This is a genomic window from Actinocorallia aurea (assembly GCF_054783995.1).
The window spans coordinates 97,023-116,334 of the sequence record NZ_BAAGPQ010000035.1 but is presented as its reverse complement, the minus strand read 5'-3'; the positions used below and the strand labels follow the sequence as shown (position 1 = coordinate 116,334).

Genomic DNA, 19,312 nt, shown 5'->3' with positions numbered 1-19,312 from the left:
ACGCAGGGAGCCGCCGTGAAGCAGATGGAGGTCGTCGGCGTACGGGTCGAAGTGCCCACCAACCAGCCGATCGTGCTGCTCAAAGAGATCGGCGGGGACCGCTATCTGCCCATCTGGATCGGGGCTGTGGAGGCCACCGCCATCGCCGTCGCGCAGTCGGAGAAGCCGCCGCCGCGGCCCCTCACCCACGATCTGTTCAAGAACGTGATCGAGGCGCTCGGCGTGGCCCTCACGACGGTGAACATCACCGAACTGAGGGACGGGATCTTCTTCGCGGACCTGGTGTTCTCCAACGGCACCGAGGTCAGCGCCCGTCCGTCGGACTCGATCGCGCTCGCGCTGCGGACGGGATCGGCGATCTTCGCCAGCGAGGACGTGCTGGAGTCCGCGGGCGTGTCCATGCCCGACGAGCAGGAGGACGAGGTGGAGAAGTTCCGGGAGTTCCTGGACAACATCTCCCCCGAGGACTTCGAGAAGGGCGGCGCTTAGGCGCCGCGCGTGTCCCGTGACCTTTCACCGGCCGTGACAGGTGTCATGGCCGTTTCCCACACCCGCGCCCGCGGGTAGGGGAAGAGGGGGAGCGGATACCGAGTCGTTTGCGCACGTGAAGGCGATACATCCGCCTTGCGACGCGCCGACGGCGAACGTTGACCATGCCCTGACCGGCACCTACCGTGCTGGTGGAGCACCCGTGGTGAAAGTCCGGCAAACCCCCTTGCCGGGATCACCTCGGGATGACAGAAGCCGGAGGACCGCGTGGCGGTGGGCAGCGGCGAGGACAAGGTGGACCGCGAACGTCAGCTCGCTTCCCGGGAGGCCGGGGCGCAGGGACTGCTGTTCGATGGCGGCGCGCCTATGCCGTCCCGGCTCTCCGAGGACGTGGGTTTCCGCGGGCCCGCGGCGTGCGCCGCGGCCGGCATCACTTATCGGCAGCTCGACTACTGGGCGCGCACCGGGCTGGTCGAGCCCAGCGTGCGGCCCGCGCACGGCTCCGGCAGCCAGCGGCTGTACGGCTTCCGCGACATCCTCGTGCTCAAGGTCGTCAAGCGGCTCCTCGACACGGGCGTGTCGCTCCAGCAGATCCGCTCGGCGGTCAGCCACCTGCGCGACCGGGGCGTGGAGCACCTGGCCCAGATCACCCTCATGAGCGACGGCGTCAGCGTCTACGAGTGCACCAGCGCCGACGAGGTCGTCGACCTCCTCCAGGGCGGCCAGGGCGTCTTCGGGATCGCGCTCGGCAGGGTCTGGCAGGAGGTCGAGGGCAGCCTCGCCGCCCTGCCCGCCGAGAACGCGGCCCCGGGCTCCGCCGCCGACGAGTTGTCCCGCCGCAGGGCCCGCAAGACGGGCTGAGCGGGCCCCTACAGCGAGTCGGTGCGCTGAAGGTGGTGGAAGGCCGCCCAGCCCGGCAGGACCGGCAGCCAGAACGTGAGCAGCCGGAACAGCAGCACCGCCGAGGTGGCGGTCTCCGCCGGCAGCCCCGCGATCGTCAGGCCGAGGATCAGCGCGCCCTCGACGGCGCCCAGGCCGCCCGGGGTGGGCGCGGCCGAGCCGAGCGCGTTGCCGGTGAGGAACACGACCGCCACGGCGGTCCAGGCGAGCGAGCCGCCGAACGCGCGGATCGAGGCGTCCAGGCAGACCACGAACGCGACGGTCAGCAGGAGCGTGCCGCCGAGGCCCGTGGCGATCTTGCGCGGGTCCTGGAGCACGTCCACGAGCCGCGGGATGACCCCGTCGAACATCAGCCGCAGCCGCTTGGCCACCATCCTGCGCACCGGCCCGACGGCCGCGCCCAGCCCCGCGACCGCCGCGACGGCGAGCAGCACCAGCATGACGGTCTTGGACGGCGCGAACTCCGAGTCCGGCGTGGCCGAGCCCGTCAGGAAGCCCATCACCAGCAGCAAGGTGATGTGGATGACCAGGCCGATGAGCTGGGAGGCGCCGACGCTCGCGACCGCGGGGCCGGGCCGCACGCCCATCTTCTGCAGGTACCGGGTGTTGATCGCGATGCCGCTCACCGCGGCGGGCGCGACGAGCTTGACGAACGAGGCGGCGAACTGGACCGCGACCGTCCGCCACAGCGGCAGCCGCTCGGGCACGAACCCCATGACCATCATCGCCGCCGCCACGAACGACACGCCCGCCGCCAGCAGCCCCAGGACCGCCCAGCGCCAGTCGGCCGTGGACGCGAGATGCCCGAGGTCCTGCCCGCTGAGCTGCGACGCCAGGGCGTAGGCGGCGATGGCCGCGCCGATGATGCTGAAGATCGTGCGCGGCCGGAACCGCTCAAGCCGGACCGGCTCGACCTCGATCTCCGGGTAGGACCGCAGGATCTCCTCGCGCAGCGCCCCCAGCAGCTTGCCGTCGCGGCGCAGCGCCGCCCGGGTCTCCCGGGACAGCGCGACCTTCTGCAGCAGCGGCACCAGGGCCCCGAGGGACTGCGCGCCCAGCATCTCCGAGGCCGTGCGCACCGCGCGCTCGGCGCCGACCCGCAGACCGAGCGTGGTGAGCAGCTGCGCCTGGTCGATGCGCAGCAGGAGGTCGCCCGCGGCGATCTCGCCGCCGCCCAGGGAGACGAGCCACGGCCGTCCCTCGCAGACGAGGACCGCCGAGCCGTCCAGGCCCCGGTGGGCGATGCGCTGGCTGTGCAGGAGGTTCAACTGGCGCCAGATGCCCGCCAGGAGCCCGTCGGTGATCTCCTCCTCCGGCAGGTCGGGCAGCGGGACGCCCTCCACGTGCGTGTAGGCCAGCAGGGCGGCCTCGGTGCCGACCTCGGAGGTCGCCAGCAGCCGGGGCGTGCGGACGCCCGCCGCGGTGGCCGCGTACGACAGCAGCGACTCCTGCTCCAGCGAGCGGCGCAGCGAGCGCAGGGTGCGGCGCGGCCTCTCGGCGCGCAGGCGCAGGCCGCGCCAGGCCCGGTAGACGATCCCGGACGTCTGCTGGTCGCGGTCCAGCACGACCACGTCGAGGTCGCGGGTGCGGGCGGTGACCAGGTAGCTGCGCCCGTCGGCGGTCCCGTCGTCGACCCGGGTGGCCTTGACGGGCCGCAGGCCGAGCCTGTCCAGGGCGGCCAGCACCGCGGTGCCCGGCGGGCGGGGGTTGGGCGTGCCCAGGCCGTAGAGGGTCAGGTAGCCGGTCAGCCGGCCGATCAGATAGGTGGCGACGAGGCCGAGGGCCGTGGTGTTGCCGGCGACGAGCGAGGCGAGGCCGGCGAGCGCGATCGTGCCCCACATCACCGCCTGCCAGCGCGGCCGCCCGCCCAGCCGGATCGCCGTCACATAGGCGATGACGGGCGTCAGGTCGGCCGGGACGGGGGTCTGCCCGGTCTTGGTCCAGCCGAGCGCGTTGGTGATCACCGCGGGGGACGCGTGCTCGATCCACGCGTCCAGCGCGACCACCGCGCCGAGCGCCGCGATCGCCGCGGCCAGGCCCACCACGATCCGCATGCCGTCGCGGCGGACCACCCGGTCGGCGGCGAAGACCAGCGGGACCGCGAGCACGCCGAAGCCCGCGGTGAGGCTGGCCAGGCTCAGCAGGAAATGCGGGGCCTGCTCGGTGCCCCGGCTGACGTCGTTCTCCAGGCCCGTCGTCGTCTGGGTCGCGAACGAGGGCAGCAGCAGGAGCAGGCCGATCCCGACGAGGCAGGCCACCGCCCTGATGAGATCGCCCTGGTTGCGGATGCGCGAGGGAAACGGAGCCTCATCGACCTCGGCGCCTTCGGGAAGGTCGAGCGCAGGCTCCAGCGCCGTCGCACCCGCCGTTCTCACCACGTCGGCACCGTCCTCCCGTTTCCCCGCACCGCCCAAGGTTATTAGGCCTCCGTCCGGCTGTGATCACACCTTCGAATGAGATCGTCGCACTCTTGGGGGGAACGCTGCGTGTCCGGCCGCCCACCCGTCGGAGACGATCTCCAGGGCGGGGCCGCCGACATCGGCGAGATCGTGCACAAGGTACACTGACCGGGCTGTCGACCCCTGGCGGGAGAGACTTCGCGCAAGCCGGCGCGGAGCGCCGAAGGAGCAACGTCCCCGGAACCTCTCAGGCAAACGGACCGTTCGGGTGAGGCGCCTCTGGAAAGCGGGCATGTGCCCCACCGAAGGTGAAAGCCAAGCGTCCGCGCGTGGCGAAGCTCTCAGGTTCCATGACAGAGGGGGAGTGCGGGTCTCGACGACCCCTCCTCACCTCTGCTCCGCGCCTTCGGGAGGCCCCGGGATGACCGCCCAGACGAATTTCACCGACCGCCACATCGGCCCTTCGCCCGCCGACCGGCAGAAGATGCTGGAGACCGTCGGGTTCGCCGACCTCGACGCCCTCGTCGACGCCGCGGTCCCCGCGTCGATCCGGACCGGCCGGCCGCTCGACCTGCCCGCCGCCCTGAGCGAGACCGAGGCCTTGGCCAGGCTGCGCGCGATCGCCTCGCGCAACCGGGTGCTCACCTCCTACATCGGCCTCGGCTACCACGGGACGATCACCCCGGGCGTCATCCTGCGCAACGTCCTGGAGAACCCGGGCTGGTACACCGCCTACACGCCCTACCAGCCGGAGATCTCCCAGGGCCGCCTCGAAGCCCTCCTGAACTTCCAGACCGTCGTGTCCGACCTGACGGGCGTCGCCGTCGCCAACGCCTCCATGCTGGACGAGGGCACCGCGGCGGCCGAGGCGCTGGCGCTGGCGCTGCGCGCGACCAGGCGCAAGGAGGCCGGGGCCTTCGTGATCGACGCCGACGCGCTGCCCCAGACCATCGAGGTCATCCGGGCCCGGGCGCTGCCGCTCGGCATCCCCGTCGTCGTCGCCGACCTCGCCGAGGGACTGCCCGAGGGCGAGATCTTCGGGGTCCTCGCCCAGTACCCGGGCGCGTCGGGCGCGATCCGCGACCTCGCGCCGCTGGCCGAGGCCGTCCACGGGCGCGGCGCGCAGTTCGTCGTCGCCGCGGACCTGCTCGCGCTGACCCTGCTCAAGTCGCCGGGCTCGTGCGGCGCGGACATCGTCGTCGGGTCCGCGCAGCGGTTCGGCGTGCCGTTCGGCTTCGGCGGCCCCCACGCCGGCTACATGGCGGTGCGCGAGGAACTCCAGCGCCAGCTCCCCGGCCGGCTCGTCGGCGTGTCGGTCGACGTCGCCGGGCGGCCCGCCTACCGGCTCGCCCTCCAGACCCGCGAGCAGCACATCCGGCGCGAGAAGGCGACCTCCAACATCTGCACCGCCCAGGTGCTGCTGGCCGTCATGGCCTCGATGTACGCGGTCTACCACGGGCCCGAGGGCCTCAAGGCGATCGCCCGCCGCGTCCACCACCGGGCCGCGACCTTCGCCGCGTCGATCGCCGCCCAGGACGTCGAAGGCTTCGAGGTCGTCTCCGGGGACTACTTCGACACCCTCACCATCCGGGTGCCTTCGCCCGCCGACCTCACCGTCGCCGCCGCGCGCCGCGCGGGCTACAACATCCGCCAGGTCGACGCGCACACGATCGCCGTCGCCTTCGACGAGACCACCACCGAGGACGACCTCCAGCAACTCCTGGAGGCGATCGAGCAGCGGGGCTTCCGCCGCGCCGTCGCCCTCGTCGAGCCGTCGGGGGAGACCCTGGCCGCGGGCCTCCTGCGCGACGACGCCTTCCTCACCCACCCGGTGTTCCACTCCCACCGGTCCGAGACGGCCATGCTGCGCTACCTGCGCCGCCTCCAGGACAAGGACATCGCCCTCGACCGGTCGATGATCCCGCTGGGCTCCTGCACGATGAAGCTCAACGCGACCACCGAGATGGAGCCCATCACCTGGCCCGAGTTCGCGAACCTCCACCCGTTCGCGCCCATCGAGCAGGCCGCCGGGTACGTCGAGCTGATCACCGAGCTGGAGGGCTGGCTCGCCGAGATCACCGGGTACGCGAAGGTATCGGTGCAGCCCAACGCCGGATCGCAGGGCGAACTTGCCGGGCTGCTGGCCGTCCGCGGCTACCACGCCTCCCGCGGCGAGGGCCACCGCGACGTGTGCCTGATCCCGTCGTCGGCGCACGGCACCAACGCCGCCAGCGCCGTCATGGCCGGGATGCGCGTCGTCGTCGTCAAGTGCGACGACGACGGCAACGTCGACCTCGGCGACCTGCGCGGCAAGCTCGACAAGCACGCCGAGAACCTTTCGGTGATCATGGTGACCTACCCGTCGACGCACGGCGTCTACGAGGAGGGCATCACCGAGATCTGCGCCGCGGTGCACGCCGCGGGCGGCCAGGTGTACGTCGACGGCGCCAACCTGAACGCGCTGGTCGGCCTCGCCCGTCCGGGCGAGTTCGGCGCGGACGTCTCCCACCTCAACCTGCACAAGACGTTCTGCATCCCGCACGGCGGCGGCGGTCCGGGCGTCGGCCCGGTCGCGGTCGGCGCGCACCTCGCGCCGTTCCTGCCCAGCCACCCGCTGCGCCCCGAGGCCGGCCCGCAGACCGGCGTCGGCCCGATCTCGGCGGCCCCGTGGGGCTCGGCCGGCATCCTGCCGATCCCGTGGGCCTACATCGCGATGATGGGCCCCGAGGGCCTGCGCGAGGCCACCCAGGTGGCCGTGCTGGCCGCCAACTACGTGGCGCGCCGCCTGTCCCCGCACTTCCCGATCCTCTACACCGGCCAGGGCGGGCTCGTCGCGCACGAGTGCATCGCCGACCTGCGCAAGATCACCAAGGAGACCGGCGTCACCGCCGAGGACGTCGCCAAGCGGCTCGTCGACTACGGCTTCCACGCCCCGACCCTGTCGTTCCCCGTCGCCGGGACGCTGATGATCGAGCCGACCGAGTCCGAGGACCGGGCCGAACTCGACCGCTTCTGCGACGCGATGATCGCCATCAAGGCCGAGATCGACAAGGTCGGCTCCGGCGAGTGGGACACCGCCGACAACCCGCTCCGCAACGCCCCGCACACCGCCGAGACCCTCCTGGTCGACGAGTGGAAGCACTCCTACACCCGCGAGGAGGCCGCCTACCCCGTCGCGTCGCTGCGGGCCGACAAGTACTGGGCCCCGGTCGGCCGCATCGACCAGGCCTACGGCGACCGCAACCTCGTCTGCTCCTGCCCCCCGCCGGAAGCCTTCGTGGACTGAGCGGCACGGGAATTAAGTAGATCTTTGGTGATCTTTCATGATCCGGTCGTGTCCCGCCCGCGCGGGCACGGCCGGATCGGTAGGGTCTGCTTGCGTCCCCGGTCGTGAGGAGGCCCCGGTTGACCCTGGCGCAGGCACAGCACAAGGCGGAGACCGGTGACCTGACCGGTGCCGCGACCCTTTTCACCGCGGCCCTCGCCGACTCCCCGGCCCCCGCCGACCGGGCGCAGGCCGCGCTCGGCCTCGCCGTGGTGCTCGACGACCTCGGCGACATCGAAGGCGCCCGCCGCGCCGACTGGACCGCGATCGAGACCGGCGACCCCGACTACGCGCCGCGCGCCGCCTACCACCTGGCCGTCTCGCACGAGCGGGCCGGCGAACCCGACGGCGCCGCCGAAGCCTGGCGGATCGTCGTGGCGTCCGAACACCCCGCCTACCTGCCCGCGGCCTGCCTGGCCCTCGCCCAGCTCGCCGACGACGCGGGCGACACCGAGGCCGCGATCTCCTGGTGGGAGCGGGTCATCGAGACCGGTGACGCCGAGTACGCGCCCGTCGCCGCCCACGACCTCGCGCAGCGCTTCCTCGACGACGGCAAGGCGGCCCGCGCCCAGCGCGTCCTCATCGACGCCCTGCGCGGCGTCGACCCCGGCGGCTACGCCTACGCCCGCCTCGCCGTCCTCATCGGCCTCACCCACCTCGACCAGGCCATCGGCGCCTTCACCGCCGCCGTCGAGGCCACCGACGCGCCCGACGTGGCCCCCCTGGCCATCGAACTCCTCGCCCGCACCCTCACCCTCCGAGGCCGTGACCCCGAAGCCGACGCCGTCTGGCGCGCCGGCCTGGCCGACCCCCTCCTGGAGGACCAGGTGTCGGCCCGCCTCAAGCGCTGACCCGCCCCCCGCACGGGCCTCCCGCCCGGGTGGGAGTGGGACGATGGGGGGATGCGGATCGAGACGGTGGCGGGGACTGCCGAGATCTTGACGGAAGGCCCGGACGACCCCCGGCTGGTCGTCGTGCTGACGCACGGCTCCAACGGAACCGTGGACGCCCCCGACCTCGCCGCCGTGCGGCAGGTCGCGCTGGGGCTGGGCGCGGCGGTCGCACGCGTCACGCAGCCGTTCCGGCTCGCCGGAAGGCGGGCGCCGGGGAGCGCGGCGAAGCAGGACGCGGCGTGGCTGGAGGCCGTGGCGGTGGTGCGGGAGCGGTGGCCTACGGCGCCGCTGGTCCAGTGCGGGCGGAGCAACGGGGCGCGGGTCGCCTGCCGGACCGCCGTCGAGGCGGGGGCCGTCGGGGTGCTCGCGCTGGCGTTCCCCCTGCATCCTCCGGGAAAGCCCGACAAGAGCCGGGCGGAGGAGCTGCGTGCGGCGAAGGCGCCCGTCGTCGTCGTCAACGGGGACCGCGACCCGTTCGGCGTGCCGGACCCGGCCGACGCCGCGGAGGTCGTCGTCCTGGCGGGGGAGCGGCACGATCTGCACAAGGACCCCGCCCGGGTGGGCGCGGCCATCGAGCCCTGGCTCCTGCGCTGGAGGAGCTGAGCCCTGCCGCCGGCGGGGCCTGCGTCGGCGCTTCGAGGGACCGCCTCGAAGCGCGGTGATCACCCGATAGGACTAGTTCTTCGCCATTTCAGGCGGCGGTGTGGGCGTGCAGGTCGGTCGGCCGGTGCGGCGCGACGATCTCCCCGCCGGGCAACAGCTCACCGGTGTCGTCGAACAGCACAACGCCGTTGCACAGCAGGCTCCACCCCTGTTCGGGGTGGGTGGCCAGGGTCCGCGCGGCGTCGCGGGCAGGTCCGTTGGAAGAAGGACAAGGCGGCTGGTGCGGGCACATCGGCGTGCCTCCGGTTTCCACTCAAGGTCTGTGTGATCTGTCACGTTGGACGCGTACCAGTGTGCAACGGTTCGCGTTCGCCGGGACATAGCCCGATGGGACTGTTGTGGCATCGACACCTGCGCCGCCGCGCCTTTGCGGCGCCGCAGGCTGATCGACGTGGACCGATCCTTCCCGCGCCTATCCCGGAGGAAACGGGCGGCTGGACGTCCTGGACAGAAGATCATGTCCTCTTGGCAAGACTCAGAGGAGCGCCGTGAGCATGCCCGACAGCAGGACTTCGAGGCCCTCCTCGAACTGGCGGTCCCAGTCGACGGGCTCGGGCGCGGCGAGCTCGCGGCCGCGCACCTCAAGGGCGGCGTGGCCGATGAGGAAGGCCAGAAGGGTCCTGGCGGCGCTGTGCGCGGCGGACTCCAGGAAGCCGGCCAGGCGGAGCACCTCGGCGACCGAGCGGGTGGTGGTGGCCAGCGCGGCGGGGTTGCGGCGGGTCACCAGCAGCGGCAGGACGCCCGCGTGGTCGACGAGCAGGGCCCGGTAGGCCTCGGCCCAGGACCTGATCCGGTCGCGCCAGTCGTCGGCGCCGAGCGGCCTGGTGTCGGCGTGCAGGACGCCGACGTGGGAGACGAGCCCGTCGAGGAGCTCCTCCTTGCCGCGCGGCAGGTGGTGGTAGATCGCCATGGCCTCGACCTCCAGGGCGTCCCCGAGGCGGCGCATGGTGAGGCGGCCGAGGCCCTGGCCGTCGACGATGTGCAGGGCGGCCTCGATGATCCGGTCGCGGGTCAGCGGCTCACGCGGGCTCAAGGGCGCTCCTTCGGCGGTGGCGGTCCGGGCGGTCGTCCGGGGTGATCACCCGAACCTTACTGAGTAAAGGCGGCGGCCGGGGCGTGCGGCGCGGAAAATCCCGCCGGGCGGATGTGCCGGGCGTCACGCGGCGGCGTAGGCTGCCGCGAGTACCTGTGCGGAAAGGAACGACCCATGGTCTTCGGACGTCGCATCAGCCCTGAGGACGCGGCCCAGTACGCCGCGGACAAGCAGCTCGCTCGGGAGCACGCGGGCCGCGTCGCGGCAGTGGAGGAGGCGCGGGCGGCCCTCGCCGCCGGAGCCCCGGACACCGCGGGCCGCCGCGAGCTCGCCGGGGTCCTGGAGGCCGCCCTCGTGGACGCGATCGCCTCGGCCGAGGCGGCCGAGCGCGTCGCGATGGGCCCCAAGACCTACGGGGCCACCCGGGCCGCCGAGATCTCCCGGCGCAAGGCCCGCGCGAAGGCGTCCGTCCGCCCCTACAGTGAGGAGCTGGACAGGCTGCGGACGGCCCGCGAGACGCACAAGCTCTCCTTCCGGGCCCTCGAAAGGGTCTAAAAGGAGATAGGCGGGGTTTTCCGGCACGCTGGCCGCCCAAGGTGGCACAGCGGCCGGAACTCTGAGACCCTTGCCTGCGCATTCGCGGAGGGGCACCGCGAGTCACGAGGGAACCGGGCCGGTGGCAGCTCGGCGGGGGAAAATCGTGGGGGTTGTGAGTTGGATCGCAGGCCGCCTGACCGGCACCGCTTGCTGGAGTCCTACCGCGCAGGGGTGGCCGCCATACGGCGGTTCGCGGCCCGGTGCGAGGACTGGGAGGCGCCGACTCCGTGCTCGGAGTGGCTGGCGATCGACCTTGCCGGGCATCTGCGCTGCGTCGCGGAGAACCAACTGGAGTACCTGCAGGACGCGCCGGACAGCCGGCTGGCGAAGCTGTTCGCCCAGGACATCGCGACGGCGGTGCTGATCCGCCAGCAGTCCCGCCAGAACGCCGCGGAGCTCGCGGTGCTGCCGCCGGAGTCCGGCCGGGAGCGGATCATGTCGTTCACGGTGTCGGCCGACGCCTATCTGGATCTGGTGGCCGACGGGTGGGAGAAGACCCATCTGATCCACCGGGGCACCAAGTACACGGTGGGGGACCACGTCGGTTCCGCGTGCGTCGAATGGCACCTGCACGCCTGGGATCTGGCCCGCGCGATCGGCGAGGACTACCGGCCCGACGATCCCGAACTGCTCGTGGCGGCGTGGGCGTGGGGCGTCCCGCATCTGCCGCTCAGCCGGGAGGGCGATCCGTGGATCAGGGTGCTGCGCTCGTCGGGCCGCTCCCAGGACTGGCGGCGGGACAGGCCCGTCAGGGCCCGCAGGCGGCGCTGACGCCCCGCGCGGCGGGCCACCGCATGATGCGGCGATTTGCCGGGTAGGTCCACTTTCGCGAGGTCTCGGGGGAGGCCGCGCGGGACCGAGATGATCGCGGGGGATCACGATGGCCATGTGCGAGGTCTGCGGCAACGACTACGACCTGTCCTTCGAGGTGCACGCCCAGGGCGCGGTGCACGTTTTCGACAGCTTCGAGTGCGCCATCAGCAAGCTCGCCCCGATCTGCGAGCACTGCAAGTGCCGGGTGATCGGGCACGGTGTCGAGGTCGACCGCCGCTGGTTCTGCTGCGCCCACTGCGCCCGCTCCTCCGCGGGCGCCGCCGCCAGCCAGATCGCCGACCGCGCCCCGGCGTAGACCAGGGACGGACGCCGCGGGGAGACCGCCCGCGCAGGGCAGGCCGCCGGTCTGCGGGCGCGGTCGGCCTGCTTCGTCGCGATGCGGCGTACGGCCCGCGAAGGCGATGCCGCGCACGGCGCTCCGAGATGCGATGCCGCGTACGGTCCTTCGGGGCGGGCTGCGGGTCAGCGGCGGGGGAGGGGGGCCGTGCAGGCGTCGGGGTGGACGCCGGCCTCCAGATAGACGGGGTGGCCGGATGCGGCGACGATGCCGGCGATGCGGCGGGTTATGTGCGGGGGAGTGAAGTCGCCGACCTCGTCGGGGGCGGCGAGGACGTGGTCCGAGAGCTCGTCCGGGGGAAGTTCGATGCGGGAGATCTCATCGGATTCCAGGCGGCCGGCGAAGACCCACACGTTGGTCGCGTCTATCTCGCCTTCCGGCGGGACCCAGTCGAAGCAGACGAGGCCGTCGAGCCGGGGCCGCAGGCCGAGTTCCTCCTGGCATTCGCGCAGGCAGGCCGCCAGAGGCGACTCGCCGGCCTCGATCACGCCGCCGGGCAGCAGCCAGCCCTCCCGGTAGGTCGGCTTCACCAGCAGGATGCGGCCGCCGTCGTCGGTGAGGAGGGCGGAGGCGGCGCCCCGGGTGCGCGGCAGCGTGGCGAGGTAAGCGGCGTCGGCCATACTTCGAGACTAAGCCTCAGGGCGGCGGAACCGTCGTCTGATCGCACGAAACCCATCACGCCGTGGCGCGCGGAGAGTGAGCGCGTATTAACACCGGGGACATGTACGGGACGCCCTGGTGAAACCGCCGCCGATGACGATCGTGGCATGGCCGCAAGCGACCCGGGAGCCGTCGCTCCCCGCTGCCCGTGCCGTTCTTCGCGGTGCGGGCCTGCAGGCGGACCGGACACCGCCCGAACGATCCCTTGTGTCGGCGGGCCCGCGGACGGCGGGCCGGATCAGAAGGGCTGGTCGGCCGGCGAGATGTGCAATGTACCGGACCGCGTGACGACGCCCCTGCTGCGCATTCATCCGGGCGCCCCCCTGGAGCCCGTGTCCTGGGAGGCCGCCCTCGACGTGGTGGCCGCACGCCTGCGCGGGCTGCGGGAGGCGCACGGCGCGGGCGCGGTCGCGGTGTTCGGCGGCTGCGCGATGACGAACGAGAAGGCCTACCAGCTCGGTAAGTTCGCCAGGGTGGCGCTCGCGACGCCGCGGATCGCGTTCGGCGACGGGACCGGCGTGCCCGCCTCGACGGCGGCGGCGCTGACCCGCGCGTTCGGGCTCGACCGGGCGCTGCCCGGCCCGCTCGCCGACGTCGGCGAGGCCGACGCGCTGCTCCTGGTGGGCGGTGACGCGGCCGAGTCCGCGCCGTCGCTGCTGCGCGAGGTGCGGCGGATGCGCGCGGGCGGCGGGGCGATGGTCGTGGTGGATCCGCGGGCGACGGAGACCGCGCGGTCCGCCGACCTGCATCTCCAGCTCACGCCCGGGACCGAGGCGGTGCTGGCCAGCGGCCTGCTGTTCCTGGCGGTCGCCGACGGTCTGGCCGACGCCTCCTACATCGCGCGGCGGACCTCCGGGTTCGACCGGTTGCGCACGGCGGTCAGCGGCTACTGGCCGGAGCGGGTGGAGCGGCTGACAGGGGTGCCTGTCGCGCGGATGCGCGAGGCGGTCCGGCTGCTCGCGGCAGGGCGCCGCTCCCTGGTGCTGACCGAGCGGGACCGGCCCGCCGACACCGTCACCGCGTATCTGAACCTGGCGCTGGCGCTCGGCCTGCCCGGCAGCGCGGGGTCGGGCTTCGGGTGCGTGACCGACACCGCGGACGGTCGGGGCCACGGCCAGAAGGCGGACCGCCTGCCGGGGGACCGGTCGCCGGGCGATCCCGCGGCGCGCGAGCACGTCGCCCGCGTGTGGGGGGTGGATCCGCGGTCGCTTCCGGCGGCTCCGGCGCCCGGCTCGGCGGACGGGCTGCTGGGCGGCAGGGACGCGCCGCGCGCGCTCCTCGTGTTCGGTTCCGATCCGATGGGCGCCGCCGGGAAAGCGCGGGTCTCCGAGCGGCGGCTGAGCGCACTCGACCTCCTGGTGGTGGCCGACCACGAGCTGTCGGAGACCGCGCTGCGCGCCGACGTGGTGCTGCCGGTGGCGCGGTGGGCGGAGGTTTCAGGGACGACGACGGGCCTGGACGGCCGGGTGGTGCGCCGCCGCCGGGCGGTCCCGCCGCCGGAGGGGGCCCGCACCGACCTTGAGGTGCTGCGGGACCTGGCCGAGCGGCTCGCCGCGCCGGGGAGCTGGAGCGCCGAGCCGGAAGAGGTCTTCGCGGAGCTGGCGCGGGCGTCGCGGGGCGGTCCGGCCGACTGCGCGGGCCTGTCCTACACGCGGCTCGACGCCGAGGGCGGGGTCTGCCTGCCGTGCCCCGCGCCGGAGCACCCGGGGACGCCGCGCCCGTTCCTCGACGGTTTCGCGACGCGTGACGGGCTCGCCCGCTTCGTCGCGCTGGATCCGGCGGGTCCGGCCGAGGACGTCGACGCGCGCTACCCGCTGTACCTGACGACGGGACGGGCGGCGGCCGGGCACCGGACGCCGCAGGAGCCGCCCTTCGTGGAGCTGCATCCCGATCTCGCCGAGCGCCTCGGCATCGCGCCGGGCGCGATGGTGCGGGTCTCGGGCCGGCGCGGGGTGGCGATCGGCCGCGCGCGCCTGTGCGTGTCGCTGCGCGAGGACACCGTGGCGATGCCCGCGCCGTGGGGCGGCGAGGGGACGGCCCGGCCCGCCGCGGACGCGGCGCCTTGGTCGGCCGTGTGGGCGGTGCGGGTCGAGCCGGTGGGGCTGCCTGATCCGGTGGCGCCCCTCCTGCGAGACGGCCCGCAGGGTCTGTCCGGAGGCTGAAACGGTTCAATGTCCGGAACCCACTGTGACGTCCTGTCGCGGTGGGTTCCTGCGTTTTATTAACCGACTACTAAAAAATCCGGTTCTTGGTCACGCCATGACAACGACGATGTCTCGACGTGAGCGTGTTTTAACACAGGGGTGACAATGGAGACCCTGACGCGAAACGCGCTCTTCCGAGTATCTCTTCCATGGATCACGGACGAGTCGTTCCCCAGAAGAGCCTGGTGGTGGTCGGGTACGGGCCCGCGGCCCACCGGCTGATCGACGCGCTGCGCGAACGGGACGGCGTCGGCGCTTGGAAGATCACCGTCATCGGTGAAGAGACCAGGCCGGCCTACGACCGTGTGGCGCTGACCACCTACCTCGAAGGCGCCGACCTGGCCTACCCCGCGCACGGCGACGGCGATGGCGTCGACGTCGTCTGCGCCGAGAAGGTGACCGGCATCGACCGCGAGGCCAAGGAGGCCGTCACCGAGTCCGGCCGCCGCGTCGCCTACGACGTCCTGGTCCTCGCGACCGGCTCCGCGCCGTTCGTCCCGCCCGTCGAGGGCAAGGACCTGCCCGGTGTGTTCGTCTACCGGACGATCGACGACCTCGACGCGATCCGTGACTACGCGGCGACCCGCACCTCCGGCGCCGTCGTCGGCGGCGGGCTGCTCGGCCTGGAGGCCGCCCGCGCGCTGCAGGGCCTCGGTCTGGACAGCGGCGTCGTCGAGGTCGCGCCCTGGCTGATGCCCCGCCAGCTCGACGAGGGCGGCGGCGCGATGCTGCGCCGCCACATCGAGGGACTCGGCATGGCCGTGCACGCCGGAACCCCCATGGCCCGCCTGTCCGCAGGCCCCGACGGCGCCGTCGGTGGGGTCGTCTTCGCCGACGGCAGGGAGGTCCCGGCCGAGGTCGTCGTGTTCTCCGCGGGCATCCGGCCCCGCGACGAGCTGGCCCGCGCCTGCGGCCTCGCGGTCGGCGAGCGCGGCGGCATCGTCGTCGACTCCGGCTGCCGCACCGACGACCCTTCGATCTACGCGATCGGCGAGTGCGCCCTCATCGGCGGCATGGTCTACGGCCTCGTCGGCCCCTGCTTCACGATGGCCGAGGTCGTCGCCGACCGCCTGGTCAACCCCGACAGCACCGCGTCCTTCGAGGGCGCCGACCTGTCCACCAAGCTCAAGCTGATGGGCGTCGACGTCGCGAGCTTCGGCGACCCCTTCGCGGGAGGCGAGAGGGGGACCGCGCTCGGCGTCACCTACACCGACCCGGTCGCGGGCGTCTACAAGCGCCTGCTCGTCAGCGACGACGCCCAGACGCTGCTCGGCGGCGTCCTGGTCGGCGACGCCGAGTCCTACTCGACGCTGCGCGCCTACGTCGGCGCGAAGCTGCCGGGCGCGCCCGAGCAGATGCTGTTCGGCGGCACCGAGGCCGCGGGCGGCGACCTGCCCGAGGCGACCGTCATCTGCTCCTGCAACAACGTGACGGCCGGCGACATCCGCTGCGGCATCCGCGACCACGAACTGCGCGACGTGCCCGCGGTGAAGGCCTGCACCCGCGCCGGAACGAGCTGCGGCTCCTGCGTCCCGCTGGTGAAGAAGCTGCTGGACGCCGAGCTCGCCGCGGCCGGCATCGAGGTCAGCAAGGCGCTGTGCGAGCACTTCGCCTACTCCCGCGCCGAACTGTTCGACATCGTCAGGGTCCGCCAGATCAGCACCTTCACGCAGCTCATCGCCGAGCACGGCACCGGCAAGGGCTGCGACATCTGCAAGCCGACCGTCGCCTCGATCCTGGCGTCCCTCGGCAACGGCCACATCCTCGACGGCGAGCAGGCCGCCCTCCAGGACACCAACGACCACTTCCTCGCCAACATGCAGAAGAACGGCACCTACTCGGTCGTTCCGCGCATCCCGGGCGGGGAGATCACGCCGGACAAGCTGATCGTGATCGGCGAGGTCGCCCGCGACTACGGCCTCTACACCAAGATCACCGGCGGCCAGCGGATCGACCTGTTCGGCGCCCGCGTCGAACAGCTCCCGCAGATCTGGAAGCGCCTGGTCGACGCCGGATTCGAGTCCGGTCACGCCTACGGCAAGTCGCTGCGGACGGTGAAGTCCTGCGTCGGCTCCACCTGGTGCCGCTACGGCGTCCAGGACTCCGTCGGCATGGCGATCAAGCTGGAACTGCGGTACCGGGGCCTGCGCGCCCCGCACAAGCTCAAGTCGGCGGTGTCGGGCTGCGCCCGCGAGTGCGCCGAGGCGCAGTCGAAGGACTTCGGCATCATCGCCACCGAGAAGGGCTGGAACCTCTACCTGTCGGGCAACGGCGGCATGCGGCCCCGGCACGCCGACCTGTTCGCGAGCGACCTCACCGACGAGATGCTGCTCACCTACATCGACAGGTTCCTGATGTTCTACATCAGGACCGCCGACCGGCTCCAGCGCACCTCGGTGTGGATGGAGTCCCTCGAAGGCGGCCTTGACTACCTGCGCGAGGTCATCATCGACGACAGGCTCGGCATCTGCGACGAGCTGGACACCGCGATGGAGCGGCACGTCGAGGCCTACGGCGACGAATGGGCAGAGACGCTCGAAGACCCCGAGCGACTGGCCCGGTTCGTCTCCTTCGTGAACGCTCCCGAGACGCCCGACCCGAGCATCTCCTTCGAGGTCGAGCGCGAACAGATCAAGCCCGTCCTCGCGGCGGGCCCGCGCCTGGAGGTGATCAGCCAGTGACCGTTACCGCGATCTCTACGACCTGGACGGACGTCTGCTCCGTCGACCGCCTCACCCCCGAGCGCGGCGTCTGCGCTCTCGTCGACGGTCTTCAGGTGGCCATCTTCAAGACCTTCGAGGGGGACCTGTACGCCCTCTCGAATTACGACCCGTTCAGCAACGCGTTCGTGCTGTCGCGGGGCATCCTCGGGAGCCGCGGCGGCGTGCCGACCGTGGCGTCCCCGATGTACAAGCAGGTCTTCGACCTGACCAGCGGAAAGTGCCTGGACGACCCGGACACCTCCGTGCCCACCTTTTCCATCAGGCTCAACGGCGACCGAGTGGAAGTGATGACGTGACCATTCAGGCGGGTGTGCTGACCAGTGAACCCCTTTCGGGGTTCGCCGTCGGGGTGACGGCGGCCCGCCGCCATGAGGAACTCGCGGCGCTCCTGGAACGCAGGGGCGCCCGGGTGGTCCATGCCCCGGCCATCCGGCTCGTCCCGCTCCAGGACGACGCCGAACTGCTCCAGGCCACCGAGGAGTGCATCAGCCGCCCGCTCGACTACGTGGTGGTCACCACCGGCATCGGGTTCCGCGCCTGGCTGGAGACCGCCGACGGCTGGGGGATGCGCGAAAGCCTCCTCGACCGCCTCGGCAGCGTGCCGATCCTCGCGCGCGGCCCGAAGGCGCGCGGCGCGATCCGCTCCGCCGGCATCACCGAGGCGTGGTCGCCGGAGTCCGAGAGCTGCGAGGAGGTGCTGAAGCACCTGCTCGAAGGCGAGCTCAACGGCACCCGCATCGCGGTGCAGCTCTACGGCGAGCCGCTGCCCGACTTCACCGACGCGCTGCGCAGCCACGGCGCCGAGGTGATCGAGGTGCCCGTCTACCGCTGGTCGCGGACCGACGACTCCACGCCGCTGCGCCGCCTCGTCGGCCAGGCCGTCGCCGGGACCGTCGACGCGATCACGTTCACCAGCGCGCCCGCGGTCACCGCGACCCTCGCGGTCGCCGCCGAGGACGGACTGGAGGACGCGCTCATCGAGGCGCTGCGCACCCACGTGGTCGCGGCGTGCGTCGGGCCGGTGACGGCGTTCGCGCTCACCGAGCGCGGTGTGCCGACGATCCAGCCCGAGCGGGCCCGGATCGGCGCGCTGGTCCGCGCCATCGTCGAGGACCTGCCCGAGCGGCGGGCGCGGCGGCTGCACGTGCGCGGCCACGCCCTTGAGCTGCGCGGGCACGCGGTCGTCCTGGACGGCCAGCTCCGCCCGATCGCGCCGGCGCCCATGGCGATACTGCGCGCCCTCGCCCGGCGTCCCGGGCACGTCGTCTCGCGCGCCGAGCTGTGCGGGGTGCTGCCCTCGCGCGTCGTCGCCGCGGGCTCCGGCTGGACCAACCCGCGCGACGGCAGGCCGCAGGCCGACGAGCACGCCGTCGAGATGGCCGTGGCGCGGCTGCGCCGCGGACTCGGCCGCACCGGGATCGTGGAGACCGTCGTGAAGCGCGGCTACCGGCTCGCCTGCGAGCCCGGCCGCGAGGCGCTCGCCTGATGGCGGTGCTGCTCGGCGTCGCGCACGGCACCCGCGACCCCGCCGGGGCCGCGACGGTCCGGGCGCTGCTGGCGTTGGTGCGGGCGGCCCGGCCCGACCTCGCCGTCGCCGAGGCCTACGCGGAGAACACCGCGCCGTCGGTGGCCGAGGCCGTCGCGGCGCTGCCGCCCGGCCGCCGGCTGGTGGCGGTGCCGCTGCTGCTGGGCCGCGGCTACCACGTGCACGTCGACATCCCCGCGCAGCTCGCCGCGACGGGGACCGAGGCCGTGGTGTCGCGCCAGCTCGGCCCGCACGCCGAACTGACCCGAGCGCTCGCCGACCGCCTCGCCGAAGGGGCGGCGGCCGACGCCGTCGTCCTCGGCGCGGCGGGCTCCACCGACCCGCGCGGCGTCGCCGACGTCCGCTCCGCCGCCCGCCTCCTGTCGCGCCGCCTGGGCCGCGAGATCCCCTACGGCTTCGTGGGCGGCCCGGGTCCCCGCCTGGACGAGGTGGTCGCGCAGGCCAGAGCCGGAGGCGCCCGCAGCGTCGCGGTCGCCTCCTACCTTTTGGCCCCGGGCTTCTTCCAGGGCCGCCTGGTCGCCACGGGCGCCGACCTGGTGGCCCCTCCCTTGGGGGCCCATCCGGCGATCGCCGACCTCATCCTCCGCAGGTACGACGAGGCCCTACTGGCCTCCCGTGTCCTCGAAAGGTCCTTCTGACCCCGTCCACGCCAACGGACTCTCCTAACGACCGCCCGTAGGCCGAAGGTCGAGGATCCGCCTGATCACCG

17 protein-coding genes and 1 riboswitch are annotated in these 19,312 nt (G+C 73.0%); of the genes, 13 read left to right on the top strand and 4 right to left on the bottom strand.

Annotated elements, in window-relative coordinates:
* The first annotated feature begins 15 nt into the window (after positions 1-15).
* Together ACYVOM_RS37255 and ACYVOM_RS37250 are read left to right on the top strand one after the other, a co-directional pair.
* Complete coding sequence (locus tag ACYVOM_RS37255; RefSeq protein ID WP_460308319.1) at positions 16-489, top strand: bifunctional nuclease family protein; 474 nt, start codon at positions 16-18, stop codon at positions 487-489.
* A 267-nt stretch (positions 490-756) separates the two neighbouring features.
* A complete protein-coding gene (locus tag ACYVOM_RS37250) occupies positions 757-1,350 on the top strand; it encodes a MerR family transcriptional regulator (protein WP_460308318.1) in 594 nt (197 codons plus the stop codon).
* An 8-nt stretch (positions 1,351-1,358) separates the two neighbouring features.
* Here the strand turns inward: ACYVOM_RS37250 and ACYVOM_RS37245 are convergent, their stop codons facing one another.
* Positions 1,359-3,767 (bottom strand): flippase-like domain-containing protein, encoded by a 2,409-nt coding sequence (locus ACYVOM_RS37245; protein WP_460308317.1) that lies wholly within the window; start codon positions 3,765-3,767, stop codon positions 1,359-1,361.
* Positions 3,768-3,965: 198 nt separating this feature from the next.
* A riboswitch (glycine riboswitch) is annotated at positions 3,966-4,061 on the top strand.
* Between the two features lie 148 nt (positions 4,062-4,209).
* Here ACYVOM_RS37245 and gcvP point away from each other — a divergent pair.
* The 3 genes from gcvP (at position 4,210) to ACYVOM_RS37230 (ending at position 8,609) form a co-directional block, all read left to right on the top strand.
* Positions 4,210-7,074 carry an aminomethyl-transferring glycine dehydrogenase gene (gene gcvP / locus ACYVOM_RS37240; protein WP_460308316.1) on the top strand — a complete coding sequence of 955 codons (2,865 nt, stop codon included), beginning with the start codon at positions 4,210-4,212 and terminating at the stop codon, positions 7,072-7,074.
* A 119-nt stretch (positions 7,075-7,193) separates the two neighbouring features.
* Positions 7,194-7,964: a tetratricopeptide repeat protein gene (locus ACYVOM_RS37235; RefSeq protein WP_460308315.1), complete on the top strand. Its 771-nt coding sequence runs from the start codon at positions 7,194-7,196 to the stop codon at positions 7,962-7,964.
* 51 nt (positions 7,965-8,015) lie between these two features.
* Positions 8,016-8,609: an alpha/beta hydrolase family protein gene (locus ACYVOM_RS37230; RefSeq protein WP_460308314.1), complete on the top strand. Its 594-nt coding sequence runs from the start codon at positions 8,016-8,018 to the stop codon at positions 8,607-8,609.
* A gap of 88 nt (positions 8,610-8,697) precedes the next feature.
* On the opposite strand, the gene ACYVOM_RS37225 is transcribed toward ACYVOM_RS37230, so the two are convergent.
* Positions 8,698-8,901, bottom strand: coding sequence for a DUF5999 family protein (locus ACYVOM_RS37225; RefSeq protein WP_460308381.1), 204 nt, complete (start codon positions 8,899-8,901; stop codon positions 8,698-8,700).
* Between the two features lie 243 nt (positions 8,902-9,144).
* The gene (locus ACYVOM_RS37220; RefSeq protein ID WP_460308313.1) at positions 9,145-9,702 is read right to left on the bottom strand and encodes a TetR/AcrR family transcriptional regulator; all 558 of its coding nucleotides are present in this window, start codon (positions 9,700-9,702) and stop codon (positions 9,145-9,147) included.
* 174 nt (positions 9,703-9,876) lie between these two features.
* Here ACYVOM_RS37220 and ACYVOM_RS37215 point away from each other — a divergent pair, with 174 nt between their 5' ends.
* The 3 genes from ACYVOM_RS37215 to ACYVOM_RS37205 all read left to right on the top strand — a co-directional run bounded on the left by ACYVOM_RS37215 (position 9,877) and on the right by ACYVOM_RS37205 (position 11,428).
* Complete coding sequence (locus ACYVOM_RS37215) at positions 9,877-10,257, top strand: plectin (RefSeq protein WP_460308312.1); 381 nt, start codon at positions 9,877-9,879, stop codon at positions 10,255-10,257.
* A gap of 213 nt (positions 10,258-10,470) precedes the next feature.
* The gene (locus ACYVOM_RS37210; RefSeq protein ID WP_460308311.1) at positions 10,471-11,070 is read left to right on the top strand and encodes a maleylpyruvate isomerase N-terminal domain-containing protein; all 600 of its coding nucleotides are present in this window, start codon (positions 10,471-10,473) and stop codon (positions 11,068-11,070) included.
* A 109-nt stretch (positions 11,071-11,179) separates the two neighbouring features.
* On the top strand, positions 11,180-11,428 hold the full coding sequence (locus ACYVOM_RS37205; protein WP_460308310.1) for a hypothetical protein: 249 nt from the start codon (positions 11,180-11,182) through the stop codon (positions 11,426-11,428).
* Between the two features lie 167 nt (positions 11,429-11,595).
* On the opposite strand, the gene ACYVOM_RS37200 is transcribed toward ACYVOM_RS37205, so the two are convergent.
* Positions 11,596-12,090, bottom strand: a complete 495-nt coding sequence (locus tag ACYVOM_RS37200; RefSeq protein WP_460308309.1) for an NUDIX domain-containing protein — start codon at positions 12,088-12,090, stop codon at positions 11,596-11,598.
* Between the two features lie 324 nt (positions 12,091-12,414).
* Between ACYVOM_RS37200 and ACYVOM_RS37195 the strand changes: the two genes are divergently transcribed.
* From ACYVOM_RS37195 to ACYVOM_RS37175, 5 genes are all read left to right on the top strand, one after another.
* Positions 12,415-14,292 carry a molybdopterin oxidoreductase family protein gene (locus ACYVOM_RS37195; protein WP_460308308.1) on the top strand — a complete coding sequence of 626 codons (1,878 nt, stop codon included), beginning with the start codon at positions 12,415-12,417 and terminating at the stop codon, positions 14,290-14,292.
* Between the two features lie 191 nt (positions 14,293-14,483).
* Positions 14,484-17,015 carry a nitrite reductase large subunit NirB gene (nirB, locus tag ACYVOM_RS37190; protein WP_460308307.1) on the top strand — a complete coding sequence of 844 codons (2,532 nt, stop codon included), beginning with the start codon at positions 14,484-14,486 and terminating at the stop codon, positions 17,013-17,015.
* Entirely contained in the window at positions 17,012-17,353 is a 342-nt protein-coding gene (gene nirD / locus ACYVOM_RS37185) for a nitrite reductase small subunit NirD (RefSeq protein WP_460308306.1), read from the top strand. The genes nirB and nirD overlap by 4 nt, the downstream gene beginning before the upstream one ends.
* On the top strand, positions 17,350-18,543 hold the full coding sequence (locus ACYVOM_RS37180) for a uroporphyrinogen-III synthase (RefSeq protein ID WP_460308305.1): 1,194 nt from the start codon (positions 17,350-17,352) through the stop codon (positions 18,541-18,543). Before nirD ends, ACYVOM_RS37180 begins: the two co-directional genes overlap by 4 nt.
* The gene (locus ACYVOM_RS37175) at positions 18,543-19,241 is read left to right on the top strand and encodes a sirohydrochlorin chelatase (RefSeq protein WP_460308304.1); all 699 of its coding nucleotides are present in this window, start codon (positions 18,543-18,545) and stop codon (positions 19,239-19,241) included. The genes ACYVOM_RS37180 and ACYVOM_RS37175 overlap by 1 nt, the downstream gene beginning before the upstream one ends.
* The last annotated feature ends 71 nt before the right edge of the window (positions 19,242-19,312 follow it).